At 56.8% G+C, this 20,247-nt stretch carries 17 protein-coding genes; 9 read left to right on the plus strand and 8 right to left on the minus strand.

Going from position 1 to position 20,247, the window contains the following annotated elements; translation table 11 throughout:
• Window positions 1–2 precede the first annotated feature (2 nt).
• Window positions 3–161: a rubredoxin gene (locus KGZ66_03615; GenBank protein MBS3984680.1), complete on the minus strand. Its 159-nt coding sequence runs from the start codon at window positions 159–161 to the stop codon at window positions 3–5.
• 116 nt (window positions 162–277) lie between these two features.
• On the opposite strand from KGZ66_03615, the gene KGZ66_03620 reads away from it, so the two are divergent.
• The 3 genes from KGZ66_03620 to KGZ66_03630 are packed head-to-tail and all read left to right on the plus strand — an operon-like array spanning window position 278 to window position 2,798.
• Window positions 278–844: a flavodoxin family protein gene (locus KGZ66_03620; GenBank protein ID MBS3984681.1), complete on the plus strand. Its 567-nt coding sequence runs from the start codon at window positions 278–280 to the stop codon at window positions 842–844.
• Window positions 845–848: 4 nt separating this feature from the next.
• Window positions 849–1,802 (plus strand): biotin--[acetyl-CoA-carboxylase] ligase, encoded by a 954-nt coding sequence (locus KGZ66_03625; protein ID MBS3984682.1) that lies wholly within the window; start codon window positions 849–851, stop codon window positions 1,800–1,802.
• 18 nt (window positions 1,803–1,820) lie between these two features.
• The gene (locus KGZ66_03630; GenBank protein MBS3984683.1) at window positions 1,821–2,798 is read left to right on the plus strand and encodes an asparaginase; all 978 of its coding nucleotides are present in this window, start codon (window positions 1,821–1,823) and stop codon (window positions 2,796–2,798) included.
• Window positions 2,799–2,819: 21 nt separating this feature from the next.
• Here KGZ66_03630 and KGZ66_03635 read toward each other — a convergent pair whose 3' ends face one another.
• Window positions 2,820–3,365 carry a biotin transporter BioY gene (locus KGZ66_03635; protein ID MBS3984684.1) on the minus strand — a complete coding sequence of 182 codons (546 nt, stop codon included), beginning with the start codon at window positions 3,363–3,365 and terminating at the stop codon, window positions 2,820–2,822.
• A 75-nt stretch (window positions 3,366–3,440) separates the two neighbouring features.
• The gene (locus KGZ66_03640) at window positions 3,441–4,436 is read right to left on the minus strand and encodes a hydroxyacid dehydrogenase (protein ID MBS3984685.1); all 996 of its coding nucleotides are present in this window, start codon (window positions 4,434–4,436) and stop codon (window positions 3,441–3,443) included.
• A 145-nt stretch (window positions 4,437–4,581) separates the two neighbouring features.
• Here KGZ66_03640 and typA point away from each other — a divergent pair, with 145 nt between their 5' ends.
• Window positions 4,582–6,405 carry a translational GTPase TypA gene (typA, locus tag KGZ66_03645; GenBank protein MBS3984686.1) on the plus strand — a complete coding sequence of 608 codons (1,824 nt, stop codon included), beginning with the start codon at window positions 4,582–4,584 and terminating at the stop codon, window positions 6,403–6,405.
• 86 nt (window positions 6,406–6,491) lie between these two features.
• On the plus strand, window positions 6,492–8,954 hold the full coding sequence (locus KGZ66_03650) for a copper-translocating P-type ATPase (GenBank protein ID MBS3984687.1): 2,463 nt from the start codon (window positions 6,492–6,494) through the stop codon (window positions 8,952–8,954).
• Between the two features lie 28 nt (window positions 8,955–8,982).
• Here KGZ66_03650 and KGZ66_03655 read toward each other — a convergent pair whose 3' ends face one another.
• Both KGZ66_03655 and KGZ66_03660 read right to left on the minus strand, forming a co-directional pair.
• Window positions 8,983–10,605, minus strand: a complete 1,623-nt coding sequence (locus tag KGZ66_03655) for a DUF4080 domain-containing protein (protein ID MBS3984688.1) — start codon at window positions 10,603–10,605, stop codon at window positions 8,983–8,985.
• A 4-nt stretch (window positions 10,606–10,609) separates the two neighbouring features.
• Window positions 10,610–11,785, minus strand: coding sequence for a PLP-dependent aminotransferase family protein (locus tag KGZ66_03660; GenBank protein ID MBS3984689.1), 1,176 nt, complete (start codon window positions 11,783–11,785; stop codon window positions 10,610–10,612).
• Between the two features lie 144 nt (window positions 11,786–11,929).
• Between KGZ66_03660 and KGZ66_03665 the strand changes: the two genes are divergently transcribed.
• Together KGZ66_03665 and KGZ66_03670 are read left to right on the plus strand one after the other, a co-directional pair.
• Window positions 11,930–13,426, plus strand: coding sequence for an oligosaccharide flippase family protein (locus KGZ66_03665; GenBank protein ID MBS3984690.1), 1,497 nt, complete (start codon window positions 11,930–11,932; stop codon window positions 13,424–13,426).
• 58 nt (window positions 13,427–13,484) lie between these two features.
• Window positions 13,485–14,486 carry a phosphotransferase gene (locus KGZ66_03670; protein MBS3984691.1) on the plus strand — a complete coding sequence of 334 codons (1,002 nt, stop codon included), beginning with the start codon at window positions 13,485–13,487 and terminating at the stop codon, window positions 14,484–14,486.
• Window positions 14,487–14,545: 59 nt separating this feature from the next.
• Here KGZ66_03670 and KGZ66_03675 read toward each other — a convergent pair whose 3' ends face one another.
• Both KGZ66_03675 and KGZ66_03680 read right to left on the minus strand, forming a co-directional pair.
• The gene (locus KGZ66_03675; protein MBS3984692.1) at window positions 14,546–16,555 is read right to left on the minus strand and encodes a S9 family peptidase; all 2,010 of its coding nucleotides are present in this window, start codon (window positions 16,553–16,555) and stop codon (window positions 14,546–14,548) included.
• An 86-nt stretch (window positions 16,556–16,641) separates the two neighbouring features.
• Window positions 16,642–17,781 carry an SAM-dependent methyltransferase gene (locus tag KGZ66_03680; GenBank protein ID MBS3984693.1) on the minus strand — a complete coding sequence of 380 codons (1,140 nt, stop codon included), beginning with the start codon at window positions 17,779–17,781 and terminating at the stop codon, window positions 16,642–16,644.
• Between the two features lie 84 nt (window positions 17,782–17,865).
• Between KGZ66_03680 and KGZ66_03685 the strand changes: the two genes are divergently transcribed.
• Window positions 17,866–18,441, plus strand: a complete 576-nt coding sequence (locus KGZ66_03685) for a LemA family protein (protein ID MBS3984694.1) — start codon at window positions 17,866–17,868, stop codon at window positions 18,439–18,441.
• Window positions 18,442–18,462: 21 nt separating this feature from the next.
• Window positions 18,463–19,266, plus strand: coding sequence for a TPM domain-containing protein (locus KGZ66_03690; GenBank protein ID MBS3984695.1), 804 nt, complete (start codon window positions 18,463–18,465; stop codon window positions 19,264–19,266).
• Window positions 19,267–19,269: 3 nt separating this feature from the next.
• On the opposite strand, the gene trpS is transcribed toward KGZ66_03690, so the two are convergent.
• On the minus strand, window positions 19,270–20,247 hold the full coding sequence (trpS, locus tag KGZ66_03695; GenBank protein MBS3984696.1) for a tryptophan--tRNA ligase: 978 nt from the start codon (window positions 20,245–20,247) through the stop codon (window positions 19,270–19,272).

Genomic DNA, 20,247 nt, shown 5'->3' on the forward strand with positions numbered 1-20,247 from the left:
ACCTATTCTTCCGGTTCAAATTGGTCTTTGCCCACGCCGCATAGCGGACATACCCAATCGTCATGAATGTCTTCGAAGGCTGTCCCCGGAGCAATGCCGCTCTCGGGGTCTCCTTCGTTGGGATCATAGACATAGTTGCATACTACGCACACCCACCTCACTCGTGCCACCTCCTTCCTTTAGGCCAAATATACCATCTCGCGCGCATCGGCTCAAGCAAATGCTTGCCTCACCGCAAGAGAAGTGCTACATTGACTGTGAATGGGGGCGTTTTAGCATGCGCGTCATTGCACTACAAGGCAGCCCGCGGCGAGACGGACACACCGCCCTACTGCTTGAGTCGTTTTTGTCCCCCTTCTGCACTGCTCATGCGGTCAAGCGCGTCGATGTCTGCTATCAACATATACTCCCCTGTTGGTCATGCTATGCCTGCCAAAACAGCGGCTTATGCGTGCGGGACGACGACATGCGTCAGCTATACACCCACCTAGCCGAGGACGACGTAGTAGTCATCGCGTCGCCCATATACTTCTACGGCGTCACGGCGCAGCTTAAGGCGGTTGTCGACCGTTGCCAGCCTTTCTGGACTCATCCAAACAGACGCAAAACCTCTCGCGTGGGAGTGCTGTTACTCACGGCCGGTGCGCCTGACGGCCCAGGCACCGGCGTAAGTACTACCGCCGCGCAGGTGCGTATATTCTTAACGTGCATCGGTGCGCCGCTAAAACACGTCTTCGCGGCTACTAATACGGATGCCGTCCCGGCGCGCGAGCAACACGGGTTACTCACAGAAGTAGCGGCAGCGGCACGGCAGTTAGCAGGAGCCGCCAAAGGGGGCAATTGACGGAGTGCGAGATGCAACTACACAGGTATTGTCGGAACTTATGTCGGGCCGAGCGCGCTCGGGTGAAGCTATAGCCCGGCAGCTCGGTGTTTCTCGCGCCGCGGTGTGGAAGCACGTCACGGCGCTCCGCGCACTTGGCTACGAGATTGACTCCCGTACCGGTACCGGCTACACGCTGACGCATATCCCCGACCACCCCCATGCCGTGCTGGTGCACCAATACTTTGCCCCGGTCGCGTTAGGCAAGACCATAATCTACTTGCCGGAGTGCGGCTCCACAAATGCTGAGCTGCGGGCAAGGGCGGAAGCGGGCGCACCGGCAGGACTCGTAATCACCGCGGACGAACAGCATGCAGGCCGGGGCAGACGCGGCCGCACCTGGACCGCTGCGCGTGGAACCGCGCTCTTGTTTTCTGTCCTTTTGCGCCCACAAATGCCACCCGGTGAACTCGCCGGGCTTACACTCCTAGCCGGGGTAGCGGTAGCGGAAGCCCTGCGAGAACTAGGTGTAACCGCGACGCTCAAGTGGCCAAACGACGTGCACATCGCCGGCAAAAAAGTGTGCGGCATCCTCGCGGAACTTAGTGGCGAGCTCGACTACACGAGCTATGTCATCCTAGGGATTGGTGTAAATGTCTGGGAACATCCCACGGGCGCCGAGTACGCAAGCACATCACTCGCGGCCGAAGGCGTACGGCAGAGTCGGGCAAAAGTGCTGGCAACGATTCTAGCCGCGCTAGAGACCAACATAGACTTATTTAGAGCCGGGCACCTTGCCGCATGTCTCGCGAAATGGCGGGAGTTTAGCGCCACGCTTGGACGCCAGGTGACTGTGCACGGTGTGTCCGAGAGTTATACCGGGCTGGCACGCGATATAACCGCCGAAGGAGCGTTAGTCGTGCGCTTAGATGACGGCCAGGAGAAAGTTCTCACCGCAGGCGATGTAACTATTAGATAAACAAAATGGGGGCTAAGCATGATTCCGCATATTATGGTTCTAGCTACAGGCGGGACAATCGCCGGCCGAGGCGACTCACCGCTGCAAACCATGGGCTATCGAGCCGGCCAGTTTACTGTCGATGAAATGTTAGATGACTTACCCGACATTACCTCTTCGGTTCGCGTGTCGGGCGAGCAGTTCGTCAATCTTCCAAGCTCGGCGCTAACCCCTACCGATTGGCTAAAACTAGCGCAGCGAGTCAATGCCCTGTTAAGCGAAAACGATATTGACGGCATAGTCATTACCCACGGCACCGACACCATGGAAGAAACCGCCTTCTTTCTCCACCTTGTAGTTCAGAGTAAGAAGCCCGTTGTTCTCGTAGGTGCTATGCGGCCGGCCACGGCACTCAGTCCCGACGGCCCGATGAATCTCGTGAACGCAATTAGAGTAGCGGCGGCTAACGGTTCCAAAGGCTTAGGCGTGTTAGTAGTGATGAACGACGAGATATTTTCTGCCCGTGACGTCACCAAAACCAGCACAACTAGACTAGACGCCTTTCGCTCGCCCGACTTTGGCGCACTAGGTAGCATCGACAACGGCCAAGTAGGAATCTACCGCCGACCGCTGCGCAAACACACACTAGACGCAGTTTTTCGCGTGGGTGGACTAGCTAAACTCCCCCGCGTGGACATTGTGCTGGGGTATGTTGGCGCAGACGACGTATTGGTGAAAGCCGTACTTAAGGCCGGGGCGCAAGGCATCGTACTGGCGGGGACGGGAGCAGGACACATTTCTCCTTCAGCCGACCGCTCCTTGCAAACGGCTATGGAGAGAGGCACTATTATCGTGCGCTCTAGTCGCACAGGCGGCGGGCGCATCCTCCCCGCATCCTTAGATGACTTTATTGCCTGCGACAACCTCTCGCCCCAAAAGGCGCGCATCCTGCTGATGCTAGCGCTAACTATAACACGCGACGCAGCCGAAATTCAGCGCATGTTCGGCGAATACTAAGGTGACCAAACTAAGAGGACTTCACGCGCGGTGAAGTCCTTTCTTTAGTTGACGGCCGATAAAGAGCGCTAGCGCTGCTTTGACTAAGTCGAGCCCAATAAACGGAGCCGCAGCCACACGAATGGCCCACCAGAAGTCTACCGGCCTACCGAGGTAGAACCGCACAATCGCAAAGAGATAAGGCAGCCCCACGGCATAGAGTGCCACAAGGCCTAAGACAATCGCCAAAGCTCCGCCACGCGGCGTGTCAATGTTAAACAGCCCGGCGACGTAGGCAGCGACAATAAACCCAATGATAAATCCAAACGTCGGCTGCAGTACATACACCAACCCTCCGTATGGCGGACGGGCAAATACAGGGACACCGAGCAGCCCAAGCGCCATGTATACGGCTAAGCTCATGGCTCCGAGCCTTCCCCCTAAGGCGAAGGCGGCCAAAAAGGCCATAAACGGCACCAGAGAAAACGGCACCATGGCCTCGCCGCCAAACCGCAGGACTAGTGTGGCGGCAACATGGAGTGCCGCGAAAATGCCTACTCTTGTAATGTCTTGCGCGCTAAACTTCACGTCAAGCACCTCCCTGCCGCGTATAATAGCGGACACAGGGCAGATTGTCAACCTATTTTTCAGCTACGGTTTACATCAACTGCTTCGCCACGGCGAATTAACGGCAAACTCAGGCTCCTCACCTGCCATGGCCAGCTTTATATCGCGTGCCGCCATGCCCGCCACCCTCGCCAAACACTCCGCGGTGGAGCCGCCCATATGCGGCGTAAAGATTACGTTAGGCAGCTGCAAAAACGGGCTGTTCGTCGGCAAAGGTTCTTGCTCAAACACGTCAAGCGCGGCAGCTGCGAACCACTCTTCTTGCAGTGCCTGCAATAGGTCATCCTGCACAATCAGCGCGCCTCTAGCAGTGTTGACCAGGAGTGCGTCCTTCTTCATGAGCGACAAAAGCCTTCTTCCGACGAGCCCCACGGTATCCGGGACGAGTGGTAAGTGAAGACTAACAATATCCGCCGTGCCAAACAAGCTCTCCAGCGAAACTTGCCTCACTCCTACCGGCACACTTCTGTAGGTGGAGCGACTCCAACACACCACTTCCATGCCTAAGCCGACCGCCATTTCAGCCACGAGCCGTCCGATATGGCCGTACCCGACTAAGCCTAACCGCTTACCCTTAAGCTCGCGCCCGAGTGTGCGCGCTTGCTCCCATCGCCCCTGTCTGACCAAGCAGTCGGCTCGGGTAATTCCCCGCAGCAAGGAAACAATCAGGCCAAGCGTTAGTTCGGCAACCGATTGGGCGTTAGCGCCCGGCGTGTTGGTCACATAAATGCCGCCCTCGGTGGCTGCTTTGACGTCGACTTGATCTACCCCCGCGCCATGCAGCGCAATAATGCGGAGGCGCAAGCAGCGGCCAATCAACTCGTAGGGGATTATCCCCGTGCGCACGAGGAGACCGTCCGCGCCGGAGATAGACTGCCAGCACCGCTCGCGCGCACTAAGCGACATATCGCCAAACGCTAACGGCACAATTTCTACCTCTACCTCCGGCCCTAACTCGCGCGAAACTACGCTTAAGTTAACGGGCATCTCTGTCGTGGCTGTGACAACCACGCGCTTCTTGCCTGTACTCACGTCTACCCCCCTTTTACACCGTCGTACATGCTACATGAATGTTCCACACCGGAAGCGTCGCTCCTGCAAACTGCTGCCTTTTCATTGACTCCAGCGAGCGTATGCGGCTATACTGTGTCGTTAGACCACAAACTGAAGGAGCCAGATAAGAGCTGTGAAACGCAATATCGCCATCATCGCCCATGTCGACCACGGCAAGACTACACTTGTTGACGCTATGCTTAAGCAAAGTCACATTTTCCATGCCAAAGAGCATGTACAGGAACGCGTGATGGACTCTTTAGATTTAGAGCGCGAACGCGGGATTACCATTATGGCCAAAAACACAGGCGTGTACTACGGCGACGTCAAAATAAACATCGTCGACACCCCCGGCCATGCAGATTTCGGCGGTGAGGTGGAGCGGTCGCTCAGCACCGTTGATGGCGTACTGCTGTTGGTCGATGCCGCAGAAGGCCCGCTGGCACAAACCAAATACGTGCTCCGCAAAGCCTTGGCACTTAACTTGCAGGCTATAGTAGTTATAAACAAAATCGACCGCCAGGACGCGCAACCGCTCGCCGTACTGGATAAATGTCTTGACCTATTTATTGAGCTTGGGGCAACCGACGAACAGCTAGACTTTCCCGTATTATTTGCGGCGGCGCGTGCCGGCATCGCGAAGTACAAGCTCGAGGATGAGGGTGAAGACCTTACTCCGCTATTCGAAACTATCCTTACTAAGATTCCCGCACCGGCAGGGGATAAGGATGCACCGCTACAAATGCTGGTGACTACCCTCGACTGGGACGATTACGTGGGCAGGATTGCCATCGGCAGAATAACCAACGGCAGAGTGAGCGCAGGGCAGACAGTAGCCGTAGTCTCCGCAGACGGCGGCGTGCTGTCGGCTAAGGTGGCCAAACTTTACCAGTACGTCGGGCTCAAACGGACTGAACACGCGTCCGCCGAAGCGGGGGATATCGTGGCTTTAGCTGGGATTTCGGATATCAGCCTAGGCGATACCATTGCCGATAGCGAATCCCCCCAGGCACTCCCCTTCGTGCCGGTAGACGAACCCACCGTGACTATGGACTTTATGATTAACGACAGCCCCTTTGCCGGACGCGAAGGGCAGTTCGTAACTTCGCGCCATCTCCGGGAGCGCCTGCTGCGTGAAGGATACACAAATGTAAGCATGCGTATAGAAGATGGCCCCACTCCGGACGTTTTCCATGTTTCCGGGCGCGGTGAGCTGCACTTAGCCATCCTCATAGAGACGATGCGGCGGCAGGGTTATGAGTTTGCGGTATCACGTCCAAAGGTTATCCTCCGACAGGGCGAAGGCGGCCTAGAGGAGCCGATGGAGCACTTAACGATTGATGTGCCGCTGCAATATATGGGCACGGTTATGGAAAAGCTTGGTGCCAGAAAAGGCATTATGACGAACATGGAACACACCGCTACAGGCTCGGTACGCCTAGAATTTGAGATTTCTGCCCGTGCCCTACTTGGCTTTCGCTCTGAGCTCTTAACCGAAACACGCGGCTATGGCGTTATGAACACATTGTTCCTTGGCTATGGCCCCTACCGCGGCGATATCCCGGGGCGCTTAAGCGGCGTGCTCGTAGCTTGGGAAGAAGGAGAAGCTACTGCCTACGGCCTGCAAAACGCGGAGGAGCGCGGCCATCTGTTTATTGGGCCGGGAACACAAGTATACGAGGGCATGGTTATCGGCGAATCCGCGCGGCCAAGCGACCTTGACGTAAACGTCTGTAAACGCAAACAGCTTACTAACATTCGCGCTAGCGGCGCCGACGACGCCATTCGCCTAGAAACGCCGCGCGATATGAGCCTAGACAATGCGCTTGAGTACATTGCCGACGACGAACTAGTAGAAGTGACACCAAAGAGCATTCGCCTCCGCAAACGCATACTTAATCGCCAAGAACGGCTGCGCCAACAGAAGAAGCAGCAAGAATTAAGCTAGCCATATTGACGCGACGGCGCAGGCATGCTAGGCTTTTGTTAGCATACCCTAGAGGGGTATATTAAACAAGCTTTGGAGGAGTCCCTATGAAGACACAGAAACGTGTCACCCTCACTCTCGGGGGCATGACCTGCGCAGCCTGTGCGAGTAGAGTTGAGCGCGCTTTGAGCAAACACCAAGGAGTTAGCGAAGCTAACGTCAACCTCGCCACCGAAACAGCTGTGGTGCGCTATGATTCGGAATCGACCAGCACAGACGACCTAATACGAGTAGTAACCAGTACCGGGTACGAGGCGCGAGTCAAGTCCGACTCCGTCACGCTCACTATCCAGGGCATGACTTGTGCTGCGTGTTCAAGTCGTGTGGAAAAAGGCCTCTCGCAAACGGACGGGGTGTTGCGCGCGGCGGTCAACCTCGCCACCGAAAAAGCGGTAGTGGAGTATGACCCGAGCGCAACTACGGCTACCGCGCTTATCGCTAAAGTACGGGCGCTTGGCTATGAGGCTAAGGCCGAAGCCACCACTCCGCTAGACGACGATAAAGCGCTACAGCACAGCCGTGCGGCAGCTCGCCGCATGTGGATAGCTTGGGCACTCACCCTCCCCATAGTCCTGTGGATGCTCCCAGCCATGTTCGCGGGCCCCCACAACATGGACGCCATGTGGCTAGGCAAGACCGGCTACAGCATCGGCATGCTTGCCTTGTCCGCACCGGTAATGTATTGGGTTGGTCTGCCCACCCTTGTCTCGGGGTGGAAAGCAGCCAAGCACCTGTCGCCTAGCATGGACACCCTCATTGCCATGGGCACGCTTGCCGCGTGGGGCACAGGCGTGGCCACGTTCTTTACGCATATTGAAAACTACGCCGGCGTCGCCGCTATGATTATGGCCTTTCACTTGACCGGGCGCTTCCTCGAGGCTAAGGCTAAAGGCCGAGCGTCGCAGGCTATTCGTCGCCTCTTGCAGCTAGAGGCCAAGACCGCAACCCTGCTTGTTGACGGGCAAGAACGCGAAGTAGCTCTGTCGGAGGTGCAAGTCGGCGACGTCTACGTCGTACGGCCCGGGCAAAAGGTGCCTACCGATGGGCAGATTATCTGGGGCGAAAGCAGTGTTGACGAGTCCATGGCGACGGGCGAATCACTGCCTGTGCGTAAGTCCCTAGGTGACGAGCTAATTGGCGCTACTGTAAACCAAGAAGGGCTGTTGCACGGCAAGGCTACGCGCGTCGGCAAGGATACTTTTTTGGCTCAAGTTATAAAGCTTGTGGAAGAAGCACAAGGCACCAAAGTCCCTATACAGGAATTCGCCGACAAGGTTACAGCCGTTTTTGTCCCGGTGGTTATCGGCATCGCCCTTGTGACTTTAGCGGCCTGGCTTATGTTCCCGGAGCAACTCTCCGATATCCTCCACGTGGCCAAGAATTTTATCCCATGGGTTAACCCGCACCTTAGCCCGGTGACGCTCGCTGTGGTGGCCACTGTCGCCGTCTTGGTTATCGCCTGCCCTTGCGCGCTCGGCCTCGCCACACCGACGGCTTTGATGGTAGGCAGCGGCATGGGAGCCGAGAATGGCATTCTCATTAAGCGCGGCGAAGCTATTCAGACTCTGCAGGAAGTTAAGACCGTCGTATTTGACAAAACAGGTACGATTACTAAAGGCAAACCAGAGGTTACCGACGTCATCGCCGTCGTAGGAACGGAGCGCGAGCTCCTGCAGGCTGCCGCTAGTGCCGAATCTGGCTCCGAGCACCCCCTAGGCCGGGCGATTGCTAAGCGGGGTAGCGCCGACGGATTGCTGCTCTCGCCGATTGAGCGTTTTACCTCTTACACAGGGCGCGGCATCACGGCCGAGCTCGGCGGACGGAAAGTTGCGGTGGGCAGCCGCAAACTGATGCACGAACTAGGTGTTGCCGCAGCCAGCGTAGAGGAATCGGTAGTCGCGCTCGAAGACGAGGGCAAGACGGCTATGTTGGTGGCCATTGACGGTCAAATCAACGGGGTAATAGCCGTAGCCGACACCGTCAAGGAAGACTCCGCAGCCGCCATAGAGGCACTGCAGAAAATGGGGCTAACCCCGGTCATGATTACAGGCGACAACAAGCGCACGGCCGCTGCTATCGGCCGCGCTGTCGGCATAACCAGTATCCTTGCCGAAGTTCTCCCCGAGGGCAAAGTTGAGGCTATCAAGCGCCTGCAAAGCGAAGGGCTTAGGGTAGCCATGGTCGGCGACGGCATTAACGACGCGCCCGCGCTCACACAGGCCGACGTCGGCATTGCTATCGGTACCGGCACAGACATCGCCATTGAGGCTTCCGATGTGACGCTCGTGCGCGGCAACCTAACCGCCGCCGTCAGCGCCATTAAACTATCGCGCGCGACTTTCCGCAAAATTCGCCAAAATTTGTTCTGGGCGTTCTTCTATAACGTCGTAGCCATTCCCCTAGCCGTCGCCGGACTAATGCACCCCATTATCGCAGAAATCGCCATGGCGGTGAGCTCACTTAGCGTCGTGACGAATGCCAACTTGCTGCGACGGGTGGATATTAGGTAGGGAGTTTGGAGGGTGGCTGGCTCCTAGCTCACACCTCAAAAACCCGCTCGCCGCGCGGTCGGCTGTGGTCAAACAGCAGTTCACCGTGCGCAAACTTTCCAAAGCGCAGCTGCCGCAGGATACTCCCCGGTTTTTCGCCCCGGCGGTGTGGCAGAGCGGCAAATAGGCGCTCGGGTTCATGGTAAACTATATGCCGCACCATTTCGTCCTCGGGCGGCTCGCAGCCTAGCAGAAGGTCGGGAACTCGTTTGTGCGGCTCGTTACAGAGAAAGTCAAGACGGCAAAGCTCCTTAAGCGTCAGAGAGCACGGCACGTACTTTTCCAGGGCGAGATAAACGCTCTCTTGCACCGCTTCGCGCTCTGCCGCAGAGAGGAGCCCAAGCAGCTTAAACCCCGTCATTTCGCCTTGCGCCAGCACATAGCGCAAGGCATTTTCGGCTTGCCGGGAGTTATAGAAGTGGTCTAGTGCCTTAGCTAGTGCCTTTAGGTAAGTAAAGTCGTGCGCTGTCATGTGAGGCGTTCTAAGCACCTCATAGGGCGCAAACGGCAGGTAAGCTAAGCCTAGTTGAGCTGCCTTTTGCCTAAGCTCGGTGCCAGGCAGGAGCTTTAGGAAGCCAAGGTGCAGTCGATGCGACAACGTGGCCAGCGCGGCGTCAACGGCGGCGGCAAAAGTCTCTAGGCTCTCCGCGGGCAGTCCTGCGATTAAGTCGAGGTGCACCTCTACGGTGCCAAGTTGCACTAGCTGCCTCACCGCCTGTAGCGTATGTGACGCATCTACCTGGCGGTTAACGGCCTGCAGGCTAGGCGGGGAAGCCGACTGCAAGCCTACTTCGAACTGAAACCGCTTGGCGCGGGGGTCAGCTAAGAGCTCAAAATCATCCGCCGTCAAAAGATGCGCGCAGACCTCAAAGTGAAACCGCGTTTCCTCGTCGGCTGAGAGCAAAAACTCCCAAAGCGCTCTCGCCCGATTGGGGTCGGCATTAAAGGTGCGGTCGACGAACTTAATCAACGGAGCTTTACCCATCATGTGGGACAGGCGGGCTTTAGCAGTATCTAGTGACATGTACCGCACTCCTGCTTCGCGCGAAGACAGGCAGTAAGCGCAGTTGTACGGGCACCCGCGGCTGCTCTCAAAGTAGTATATTTTGTTCTGCAGCCACCCTTCGTCGACGTAAGGATAGGGTAGCTTGTCTAGCGTCTCGAGGCGCGGGGCTTTGGGTAAGGGGCCGCCCCGCCACGCAATCCCCGCTGTGTTTGGCCTTGTCCCTTGCGCGAGCGCGCGAATGAGGGGGAGGACCGACCCCTCCCCTTCCCCGCAGGCGACATAGTCGACATCGTCACGCCTAAGGACGTCCTCCCACCCTCCGCTGGCTTCCGGGCCGCCCCACACTATGGTAATGCCCGGGTCACTTAAGCGTATCCTCGTACAGATATCTTCCATAAGGCGCCGATTCCAAATGTAGACGGAGCACAGGAGGAGTTCTGGGCAGAGTCCCATAACCTTGCTCGTGATAAGCTCTGCCCCTTCGTTGATGTTTGACTCGACTACATGGAGCTTAACTCCCGCCACTTGACATACTGCGGCTAGGTACCGCGCACTTAGGCTCGTATGCACGTAGCTGGCGTTTAGCGCCAACAGGACTACCCGCATTGCCTCACTCAAACTCCTGTAGAGCCTTGGCGAGACGAGCAAAGCCAACGCGAATATTTTCCTCTGTGGCGTTGCTGAAATTAAGCCTTAGCGTGTTCTTGCCGCCGCCTTCAACAAAGAAGCTCTCCCCCGGAATAAACGCCACCTTTTCGCGCACAGCTATTTCTAAGAGCTTAACCGCGTCAATGTGCGGGGGGAGTTCACCCCAGATAAAGAGACCGCCCTCCGGCTGCGTCCACTTGATATCGGCCGGCAACAACGCCAGACATTCCTGCATAACAACAAGTTTTCTGCTGTACCGTCGTGCTACCTCGGCTATGTGGGGCGCAAGTAGCCCGCGCCGACAAAACTCGTAGACCATCGCCTGCGACAGGTTCGAGGTGTGCACATCCGTCCCCTGCTTGCCGATTACCATTTTGCGCAGCAAAGGAGCCGGCGCAATCGCAAACCCCACTCGGAGCCCCGGTGAAATAATCTTGGAGAAACTGCCGAAGTATGCGACTTGGTTGCTTGTATCAAAGGACTTAATGGCCAGCAAGACTTGACCGGTAAAGTTTAGGCGGCCGTAAGGGTCATCCTCGATCAGAATAACCTCGTGCCGGCTAAGCATCTCGCCTATGGCTTTGCGCCGCGCAAGGCTTAGGGTTATGCCGGTAGGGTTCTGGAAGGTGGGCACAAGGTAAACTAGCTTAGGCTTCTCTTTGGCGATTACAGCCTCTAGTTCATCGACCAAGACCCCGGCATGGTCGTTATGGACGACCGCGAAGCTGGCCTCATAAGTGCGCAGAATCTGAATGGCAGCTAAGTATGTCGGGCTCTCCACCACCACTGTCTCTCCCGCGTCCAGCATGGCCTTGGCGACTAAGTCAATCCCCTGCTGTGAACCCGATGTAATGATGACGTCTTCTGCTTTAGCCTTGATTCCCACATCTTTGACCCAGTCTGCCACAAACTCCCGCAGCGGGCCATACCCTTCTGTCGTGCCATACTGCAGTATAGACCTGTCGTTACGGAGCACCTGCCGCGCAATTTCGGCTAGCTCCTCTGCCGGGAACGAGTCGGGGGCCGGCAATCCTCCCGCAAAGGAAATAATATCCGGTTGCTGAGTGAGTTTGAGTATTTCCCGGATGACATTTCCCTGCATGTTACGTAGTCTACTTGCGAATCGTTGCTCGTTCATTCGCTTCCTCCTCGTGCTCTGTCTTCTTTACTGTGGTTTCGCTATCGCAGCGGCCATTTCCTACTCCAAAGAGAAGTCTTTTAATTTACACACGCATGCGGACGCGAATCTGACATATGTATCTTCCCGAGAGGAGAGATGCATATGCGCCAGCACACCATGGTGAGCGGAACTCTGGTCTTAGCTGTTGCCGCGATAGTCAACCGCATCGTAGGCCTTGCCTTTCGCGCTTACCTGGTGCGAACGTTCGGCCAAGAGGCGATTGGGCTATACCAAATGGCCTTCCCTCTTTATGTCAGCGTCATGACCGTTTCCACGGCAGGGATATCCATTGGCGTAGCGAGGCTGGTAGCAAGCCATCGCCAGCGCGGCGACGCAGGCGGAGTCCGCTCCGCGCTCTGGGCCGGGAGCCGGTTGGCATGGCTGGCAGGGAGCCTAGGTATGCTGCTGTTGGCCGCAGGTAGCCGCACGCTGGCCGTTTCCTTTGTGGGCGAGGCACGGCTGTGGGTGCCACTCTTGGCTATGGCTCCCGCTCTCCTCATTGTTTCATTGGGGGGTGCCGTGCGGGGATACTATCAGGGTATGCGCTACATGTCGCTTATCGCCACAGGCTTACTCGTAGAGCAGGCTGCGCACGTCGTGGCCTCGCTTTATCTGGCGTTTTACCTCAGCCCTTTGGGAGCGGGGGGTATCTCGCTAGGTCTCGCCATGGGCTATACCCTAGGTGAGCTCTGCGGTCTGCTAACGCTCTTATTGTTATTGGCGATAGCGCGGCGCCCTGTCACACCTACGCCCCGCGCGGGATTCGCACCGCTGTTGGCGATAGTTATACCGGTGGGCTTAGGTCGCCTGATACTCTCGCTTACCGGGGCGCTGCAGGCAGTGCTTATACCGCGCAGCCTGCGTCATATGGGTTACTCGGCCAGCGCTGCGGCCATTGCCTACGGGCAGCTGACAGGGATGGCGGTGACTGTGCTTTTTATACCTTCGGTTCTGACCTTCCCTTTGGCCAGCAACCTATTGCCCGCGATGGCCGAAAGCGGTGATCAGCCTGACAAGCGCTACGGTTTGCAGAGCTTCTTGCGTGGGCTCACCCTAGCGCTGCTCCTCGGCTGGCCAAGTAGCGTCGTCTTTATCGCCGCGGGTGTAGACATTTGCCTGCTGCTCTTTGGCGTGGCCGAAGCCGGGCAACTCCTGTCGAGTATGGGCTGGGTAGCCTGGATGATTTACCTCACACACATTACTACCGCTACTTTGCAGGGCTTAGGTAGACCCGCCGTGCCCACGCGAAACGCAGCTATTTGCACCATTCTCAGTTCCTTAGCTATCGTTTTGGGGACGTATCTGCGGCCCGAACTTGGCATCTACACAGCGGTGATAGGCGTGGTCACGGGCATTGGCACGGGAGCGGCCTTAGGGCTGTTAGAAGTATTTAAGATGCTTAGCGGGCTAAGGGCCGTAATAAACCTCTTGTTGCGCGGCGGTGTTGCCGGGGGGCTCGCTCTCTTTGCCGTAGAGTGGGCCCTTATGTCCTACGGCGGCACTCCGCTTTTTCGCCTCTTACTCGCGGCAGTCACTACGGCGGGAACCTTCTTTCCGCTAGCTTGGCTTTTAGGATTAACAAAGTCGCTCCAAAGATAAAGAGGATTACGCTTGCCCACAGCGAAAGGAATGACAACCGACACAGAGGAGGTGACTCATGGACATAAGGGAGTCTGTTCTGCGGCACTATGGCCTTGTTGTCTCTTCCCTCGACCTTATGTCTACGGGGAGAGTAAATCGCACCTACAAGCTCTGTGCGGATGACGGCAACACATACTGCCTTAAGGTCTACAGCGACGCCGTTACCGATAAGCGGCTCTACGATGGCCTGGAGGTCACTTCGTATTTAATCCCTTTAGGGTTTCCTGTCCCCCGCGTCGTACCTACTGCGGCAGGCGACCTCGTGCTCGTAGTTGACCGGCTCCGCCTGTTGCTGCTCCGCTTTCTCCCCGGTCGCAATCTCGCCCTAGATGAAGTAGGGAGGGCCGAAGGCCTTGGCATGGGCGCAATGCTTGGGAAACTGCATCACAGCTTGCGTTTCTTCCCGCAGGCGGACAAGCTCCACAACAGCCTGTGGCGTGGGAGCGAGGAGTCTCTGCCTCGCCTGTTTGACTTGCTTACAACCGTCCAGTCGAAGGACCGCCATGACGATTTCGATTACTTCACCATCTCTTCCCTGACCTACCGCATCCAAGTTATGCAGGGGGTAGACGTTGGGCCGCGCCAGTTCTTTCATCTGCGGCGACAGGCCATTCACGGTGACTACCAACTAGGGAACGTGCTGTTCGATGCCCACGGCACAGTCGCCGGCGTGCTAGATTTTGACCAAACCTGCTACAGCTTCCCGGCGTGGGAGTTAATGCGGGCCATCGGCTTTACGTGTCTCCGAGACGGCAAGTTCAACTACCCTCTCGCTGCAGCCATGCTCAAGGGCTATCGCGACGGCGGGGGCATGTTGGCGCCTTCCGAGTACTTAGAGATGCCACGCCTGTGGTACTACCAGTTGGTGCGCGGCCTGTTTGGCTTTAGCGACCACTACGCCGGGACTCCCGACCCCCGTCAGGACGAGGCCGCCTACGGGCGCCACCACGCTATGGTCTGGCTGGGGCAAAACATGGCGGAACTGCGAGCCTTTATCTGGGATACGACTCGCCACTAAGAACTGCGATTAAGAACCAAAAGAGCTGCCCCCGGATGGAGGACAGCTCTTTTTTGCCGCTACAGCGTCTCTTGGAACCACTCCAAAAGGTGTTGGAGTCGCGCTAGGCGAAGCTTGGGCTTACCGCTGCGCGAAAGCTCGTGGTTTGCGCCGGGGAATCTAACCATGCGCGTCTTGACGCCAAGCTTTTTCAGGTAAACATAGAACTGCTCGCCCTGTTCAATGGGGCAGCGCATATCTTGTTCGGCGTGCATTACAAGAACTGGCGTCGAGATGTCTTTGACGTAGGTGATAGGTGAATGCTTAAGCAAGAGCTCGGTATTGTCCCAAGGGTTGCCAAGAATCTCGTACTCGGTAAACGTGTAACCGATGTCGCTTACGCCGTAGAAACTAAGCCAGTTAGAGATGCTCCGTAGCGTCACCGCACTCTTAAAGCGCTTGGTGTGGCCGACAATCCAGTTAGTCATAAAGCCGCCATAGCTGCCGCCGGTAACTCCTAAGCGCTCGCTGTCAACCCAAGGCAGCTCTACGGCTCGATCCACGGCGCACATTAAGTCACGGAAGTCGCCGCCGCCGTAGTCGCCGCGCACGGCATTCGCAAAAGCCTGCCCATAGCCGTGACTGCCGCGCGGGTTAGTGAACAACACACCGTAGCCGTTGTTAGCCCAGAGCTGAAACTGCATGAAGAAGGTACAGCCGTACTGCGTGTGCGGCCCGCCATGGATTTCTAGGACTAGCGGGTACTTTTCTCCGGGAACAAAGTTCGTGGGCTTCATAATCCAGCCGTGTATCTTTTGTTCATCGGTGCTGTGGCACCAAAATTCCTCCGGTTCACTGAGCGCGACAGCATTTAACAGCTCTTGGTTGACTGCAGTTAACCGGCGCAGGACGTGACCCTCGCCAAAAAGGAACAAGTCGGCCGGGTGCATATGCGTAGCGGCGGCCACAACCATGCGTTTGCCGTCCTTGCTCGAACTCATGCTCTGAATATGCAGGTGCCCGGTGGTTAGCTGAGTGACCTTCCGCGTAGAGAGTGAGATGCTGTAAACGTGTGTATCGCCACGGTCACTGGCAAGAAAGCGTATGTCGGTGCCGTCGGGGCTAAACAAGAGCGCTTCCGCACCGCCGCCGTAGCGGCTGTCAGACCCTGTTTGGTCGCCGACACAGCGGTCGAAATCCGCGGTAAGGTTAATGGGTTCGCCGCCGCCGGCGTCGACTAGCCACACGCGCGCGAGTGTCGCCGAGTAGAACTCGCCGGTGTGTCCAACATAGGCTATGCTCTTACCGTCAGGCGACCAAACAGGGCTCACGGCGGGCCCCTCTGTAGCAGTTACGCGCTTAATCTCTCCTGTGGCGACTGCGACGGTGTAGATGTCGGCGTAGTAGGGCTTAAACTCAGGGTCGCCGTCGCGGTTGCTGGCAAAAGCTAAGCTTTGGCTGCACGGAGACCAGCTTGGGTCAACATGTTCGAAGTCCCCGCCCGTAAGGCAGCGTGCCGGGCCGCCATCGCTGGCTACAACCCAGATATGACTGTGTTTCCCGTCTAGAAGCCCCATAGCTTCGTCGGCCTTATGCTTAATGAGCGAAATGACCTTAGGCTCCTCACGGCGCTTCTTGTCGTCTGCATCGCGCTCTTCCTGGGTGCGCGCCTTTTGCAGGTCGAGCGAGCTGTCTCTGCCGGCAAAGCGCGCCACGAAAGCTAGGTGTTTACCGTCAGGCGACCATACAGGCGATACAGCCCCAAAGCGCATAGTGGTAACCTGCCGCGCTTCGCCGCCTAACTCAAGATCCAGGACGAAAATCTGCTTGTCTCCGCTTCTGTCGGAAATAAAGGCGAGTCTTTTGCCGTCCGGAGAAAACTTAGGCGAGCTCTGTAGCTTGCCGCCAAAAGTCAGCTGGTGTACTGCCCCTCCTTCTACCGACTTCACGTAGATGTGAGAACGATACTCCTCGGTCTTCTCCTCGATGTGTGTCTCTACAAACGCGACTCGTTCCCCACAGGGAGAGAGCTCGGGAGCCGAGACGAACTTAAGTTTAAGCAAGTCTTCTTTGACTAGGGGACGCAACAAGTACAACACTCCTTTCTACTCTGCATCAGAAACATTCGCCGCGCAGGGCATTAATCCTTCGTGTAACTAAAAAATAACCGCGTGCATTAGAGCAGGCGGTCAATCCAAGGAGTGACGCTTAGCACGCGCTTAAGCTCGGCATAAGCCTCGCCCCCGCCGGCGTCTTTCGCCAGAGACAGCTCTGCTCGCAGCATAATGTTTTTTGGTGTATCGAGCGGCGAGACGTACTCGGCGACGCTCACTTTGTAGCCATGTGCCTCGAGTGCCGCTGCGCGTAGCCCGTCGGTGAGCAAGTCTGCCATCCTACGCTTAAAGATGTTGTGCTTAACGACGGCGGTAAACGCGCCATAGTCCAACTCGTCCGTCAGCGCGGCTTGGCAGCACGGTACGGCGATAATATAGCGGCTCTTGTTGCGTAGCCCCAAGGCCATGGCCTGGTCGGTAGCCGTATCGCAAGCGTGTAGGCTTAGCACCATGTGGACTGGGCCGGGCGGCACAAATGCGCTGACTTCGACTGCGTAAAACTCCATGTTGCGATAGTTAAGCTGTCTTTGGATGGCGCGTGAACTCTCAATAACCGCTTGGCTGCTGTCTATCCCAATAAAGCGGCACTTCTTCCTCTCGACTTCGACTAAGTAGTAGTTGAGTGCAAACGAAAGGTAGGACTTCCCGCAACCGCAGTCAAGCACCACTAGCTCTTCATTCCTTGGCCAGCTTGCGAGCATACCGGCGACCAGCTCAATAAAGCGGTCGATTTGGTAGTATTTGCGCCGCTTGTCGCCCTTAATCTCGCCGTCCGCAGTCATAATGCCGATGGCTACAAGTAGCTCCCGCGCGGCTTCGGCTTTCACGAACATTTGGCGAGTGCCGGGGGCCACAGCCTCGCCTTGGCTATGTGTCGGCAGGTCGGGCTGCTGCTTAGGGGTTGAGCGGACTCGCACTTTGCCTTTGCTTAGCTCTATAATCGTCTCTTGGTTACGCTCCACACACGTGATTGTAGCCTGCGTTTTTCCGCCAAGAAAATTTGTAAGGAGCGCGGGCACATCCGCTTGGCTAATCTCACGCGCCTTCTGCTTGGCTAGGCGCAAGACAAAGACCCCAGGCGTAGTCCAGAGGGGTTCTATTACCAGCTCTTGACCGTCCGCACAGGCTTGTAGTCTAATAAAAGTATCACTCTCTGTCCTCGTTCGGACGGCACTTTGCATGAGCGCCAGTTGTGAGTCCATGTTTAACCTCCGCTGAAACTTTAGCTTCCGGTTCGCGTAATAGACTAATGTAAGAGGCTTTCATCCAGAAAGGACGTGTTAACAATGAACCAAAGTGGACGCATTCTTGGTGTGCTGTTAGTGGTACTAGGCGTGTTGGCGCTACTTGGCATCTCCCTCGTGGGCTCCTACAACAGCTTTGTGCGGTTGTCACAACAGGTAGATAGCCAGTTCGCTAATCTAGAGGCAAGGCTGCAGCGGCGCTTTGACCTAATCCCAAACTTAGTAGAAACGGTTAGAGGACATATGGCGCATGAACAAGAAGTGTTTGGCAACATTGCCGAGGCACGCGCGCGCATGGCCGGAGCCCGCACGGTAGACGAACGAGTCGCAGCCACCAACCAACTAGAGGGAGCCTTAAGCCGACTACTCGTGGTGATGGAAAACTATCCGCAGCTTAAGGCGCAGGAGTCTGTCGCCCGCCTGATGGATGAGCTCGCCGGAACCGAGAACCGCATCGCCGTAGAACGCGATAACTTTAACGCTGTTGTGCAGCAGTACAATACGCGCATCAAGTCATTCCCGGCGGTAATCTTGGCGAACATGTTTGGCTACGAACCGCGGACGTATTTTCAGGCAGACCCCGGCGCCCAACAAGCCCCACGCGTCACCTTTCCTTAACGCGAGAGCGAGGAACTGAGCGTGAAGAAGCTCCTTGCCGCACTCCTGCTGCTAGTCCTGCTCGTCCTCCCGGCGTTTGCGCAGGCCTCAGTTCCCGCGCGACCCGAAACCTTAACCTTTGTTAACGACTTCGCTAATCTGTTGAGTGCCGGAGAAGAACAAGACCTCACGGCGGTGCTAGCGGGCATCGAAAAAGCTACGACGGCGGAGGTCGTGATTGTCACTGTCCGTACGCTAGACGGCATAGATGTCTTTGATTATGCGCAACGCTTATTCACGGAATGGGGCATCGGCAAGCGCGACAAGAACAACGGCTTGCTGATGCTCGTGAGTCTGGGAGAGGGGCCGCGTGAGGAGCGGGAGTTTCGTTTTCATACGGGTTACGGGCTGGAAGGCGCATTGCCAGACGGATACCTTGGGTCACTTTTTCGCACCCATATTCAGCCAGCCTTTCGCCAAGGCCGGTTCTTTGAGGGCCTGCAGGGCGCGTTGCTTGCTAACGACGGCATTGTGGCACGCCTAGAGCGCGAATATAACGTCACAATCGAGCGCGGCCGACTTGCCGAGCGCAGTGCGGCTGGCCCGGTAATGTTCTTTGATGGCGGGCTTAATCTTTTGGTTGTTATCGTGCTCCTATTTCTGCTGTCGACCCGCGGCGGGCGGGGCCTATTGTGGTTTCTGCTTGGCCACAGCATAGGCAACATGAACAGACGCAATCGGGGCGGTCCCTTTGGCGGTGGCTTTGGTGGCGGATTCGGCGGCGGATTCGGCGGAGGCTTTGGCGGCGGACGCTCAGGCGGCGGCGGTGCGGGAGGGCGCTGGTAGCAGTTACCTTAAACCAAGCGCCTGTTGCACGCGGAGCAATGTGCCCTGCGCCACTTCGTAGGCCTGCGCGGCCCCTCGGGCTAAGACTTCGTCAATCTCGGAACCGGCAAGTGCTTCTTCTGCACGTCGCTTAATAGGCCCAAGTACCGACACCGCGGCATCGGCGGTGTCTTTCTTTAGGTCGCCATAGCCTTTTTCGGCAAAAAGGCCTTCTAGCTCGGCAATACTTCTGCCGCTGCAAAGAGAGTTAATGACCAGCAAGTTAGAGACGCCGGGCTTATTCTCCTCGTCATAGACAATATCTCGCCCGAGGTCGGTCACTGCGCGCATGATTTTTTTGCGAACGACGTCCTCGTCGTCGAGCAGGCTGATATAGCTGGCTGGGCTTGGGTTTGACTTGCTCATTTTCTTAGTGGGGTCGTCAAGCGACATAATGCGCGCGCCTACCTTAGGAATGCGCGCCTCGGGTACTACGAAAATGTCGCCGAAGCGGTGGTTAAAGCGCAAAGCTATGTCTCGGCAGAGCTCAATATGCTGCTTTTGATCCTCCCCGACAGGTACTAGGTTCGTGTCATACAGCAAAATATCCGCAGCCTGCAGCACGGGGTAAGTAAACAGCCCCACCGGAACCGTCTCGCGGCCTTCGGACTTTTCTTTGAACTGAGTCATGCGCCCAACCTCGCCCATATAGCTCATGCACTGTAGGAGCCAAGCTAGTTCGCTATGCGCGGGGACTTGGGACTGCACGAACAGCGTGGCCCTCTGTGGGTTAATGCCTGCCGCTAGATAGAGCGCCGCTAAAGTCCTAATCTGTTGCTTAAGCTCTGCCGGGTCTTGCGGCAAGGTCAGGGCGTGTAAGTCTACTATGCAGAAAAAAGCCTCGTGTTCGTATTGGCTCACCACAAAGTGTTTTAGTGCGCCTAGATAATTCCCGAGTGTAAGCACTCCCGAAGGTTGGATGCCGGAGAAAACACGTGTCAT

The organism is Selenomonadales bacterium (assembly GCA_018335585.1).
In the GTDB taxonomy this organism is placed as follows: Bacteria; Bacillota; UBA994; order UBA994; family UBA994; genus UBA994.

Excerpts from the sequence above, each read along its gene's own strand:
- KGZ66_03620 (MBS3984681.1), top strand. The coding sequence starts at position 278 with ATGCGCGTCATTGCACTACAAGGCAGCCCGCGGCGAGACGGACACACC.
- KGZ66_03630 (MBS3984683.1), top strand. The coding sequence starts at position 1,821 with ATGATTCCGCATATTATGGTTCTAGCTACAGGCGGGACAATCGCCGGC.
- KGZ66_03650 (MBS3984687.1), top strand. The coding sequence starts at position 6,492 with ATGAAGACACAGAAACGTGTCACCCTCACTCTCGGGGGCATGACCTGC.
- KGZ66_03655 (MBS3984688.1), bottom strand. The coding sequence starts at position 10,605 with ATGCGGGTAGTCCTGTTGGCGCTAAACGCCAGCTACGTGCATACGAGC.
- KGZ66_03660 (MBS3984689.1), bottom strand. The coding sequence starts at position 11,785 with ATGAACGAGCAACGATTCGCAAGTAGACTACGTAACATGCAGGGAAAT.
- KGZ66_03665 (MBS3984690.1), top strand. The coding sequence starts at position 11,930 with ATGCGCCAGCACACCATGGTGAGCGGAACTCTGGTCTTAGCTGTTGCC.
- KGZ66_03670 (MBS3984691.1), top strand. The coding sequence starts at position 13,485 with ATGGACATAAGGGAGTCTGTTCTGCGGCACTATGGCCTTGTTGTCTCT.
- KGZ66_03680 (MBS3984693.1), bottom strand. The coding sequence starts at position 17,781 with ATGGACTCACAACTGGCGCTCATGCAAAGTGCCGTCCGAACGAGGACA.
- KGZ66_03685 (MBS3984694.1), top strand. The coding sequence starts at position 17,866 with ATGAACCAAAGTGGACGCATTCTTGGTGTGCTGTTAGTGGTACTAGGC.
- trpS (MBS3984696.1), bottom strand. The coding sequence starts at position 20,247 with ATGACACGTGTTTTCTCCGGCATCCAACCTTCGGGAGTGCTTACACTC.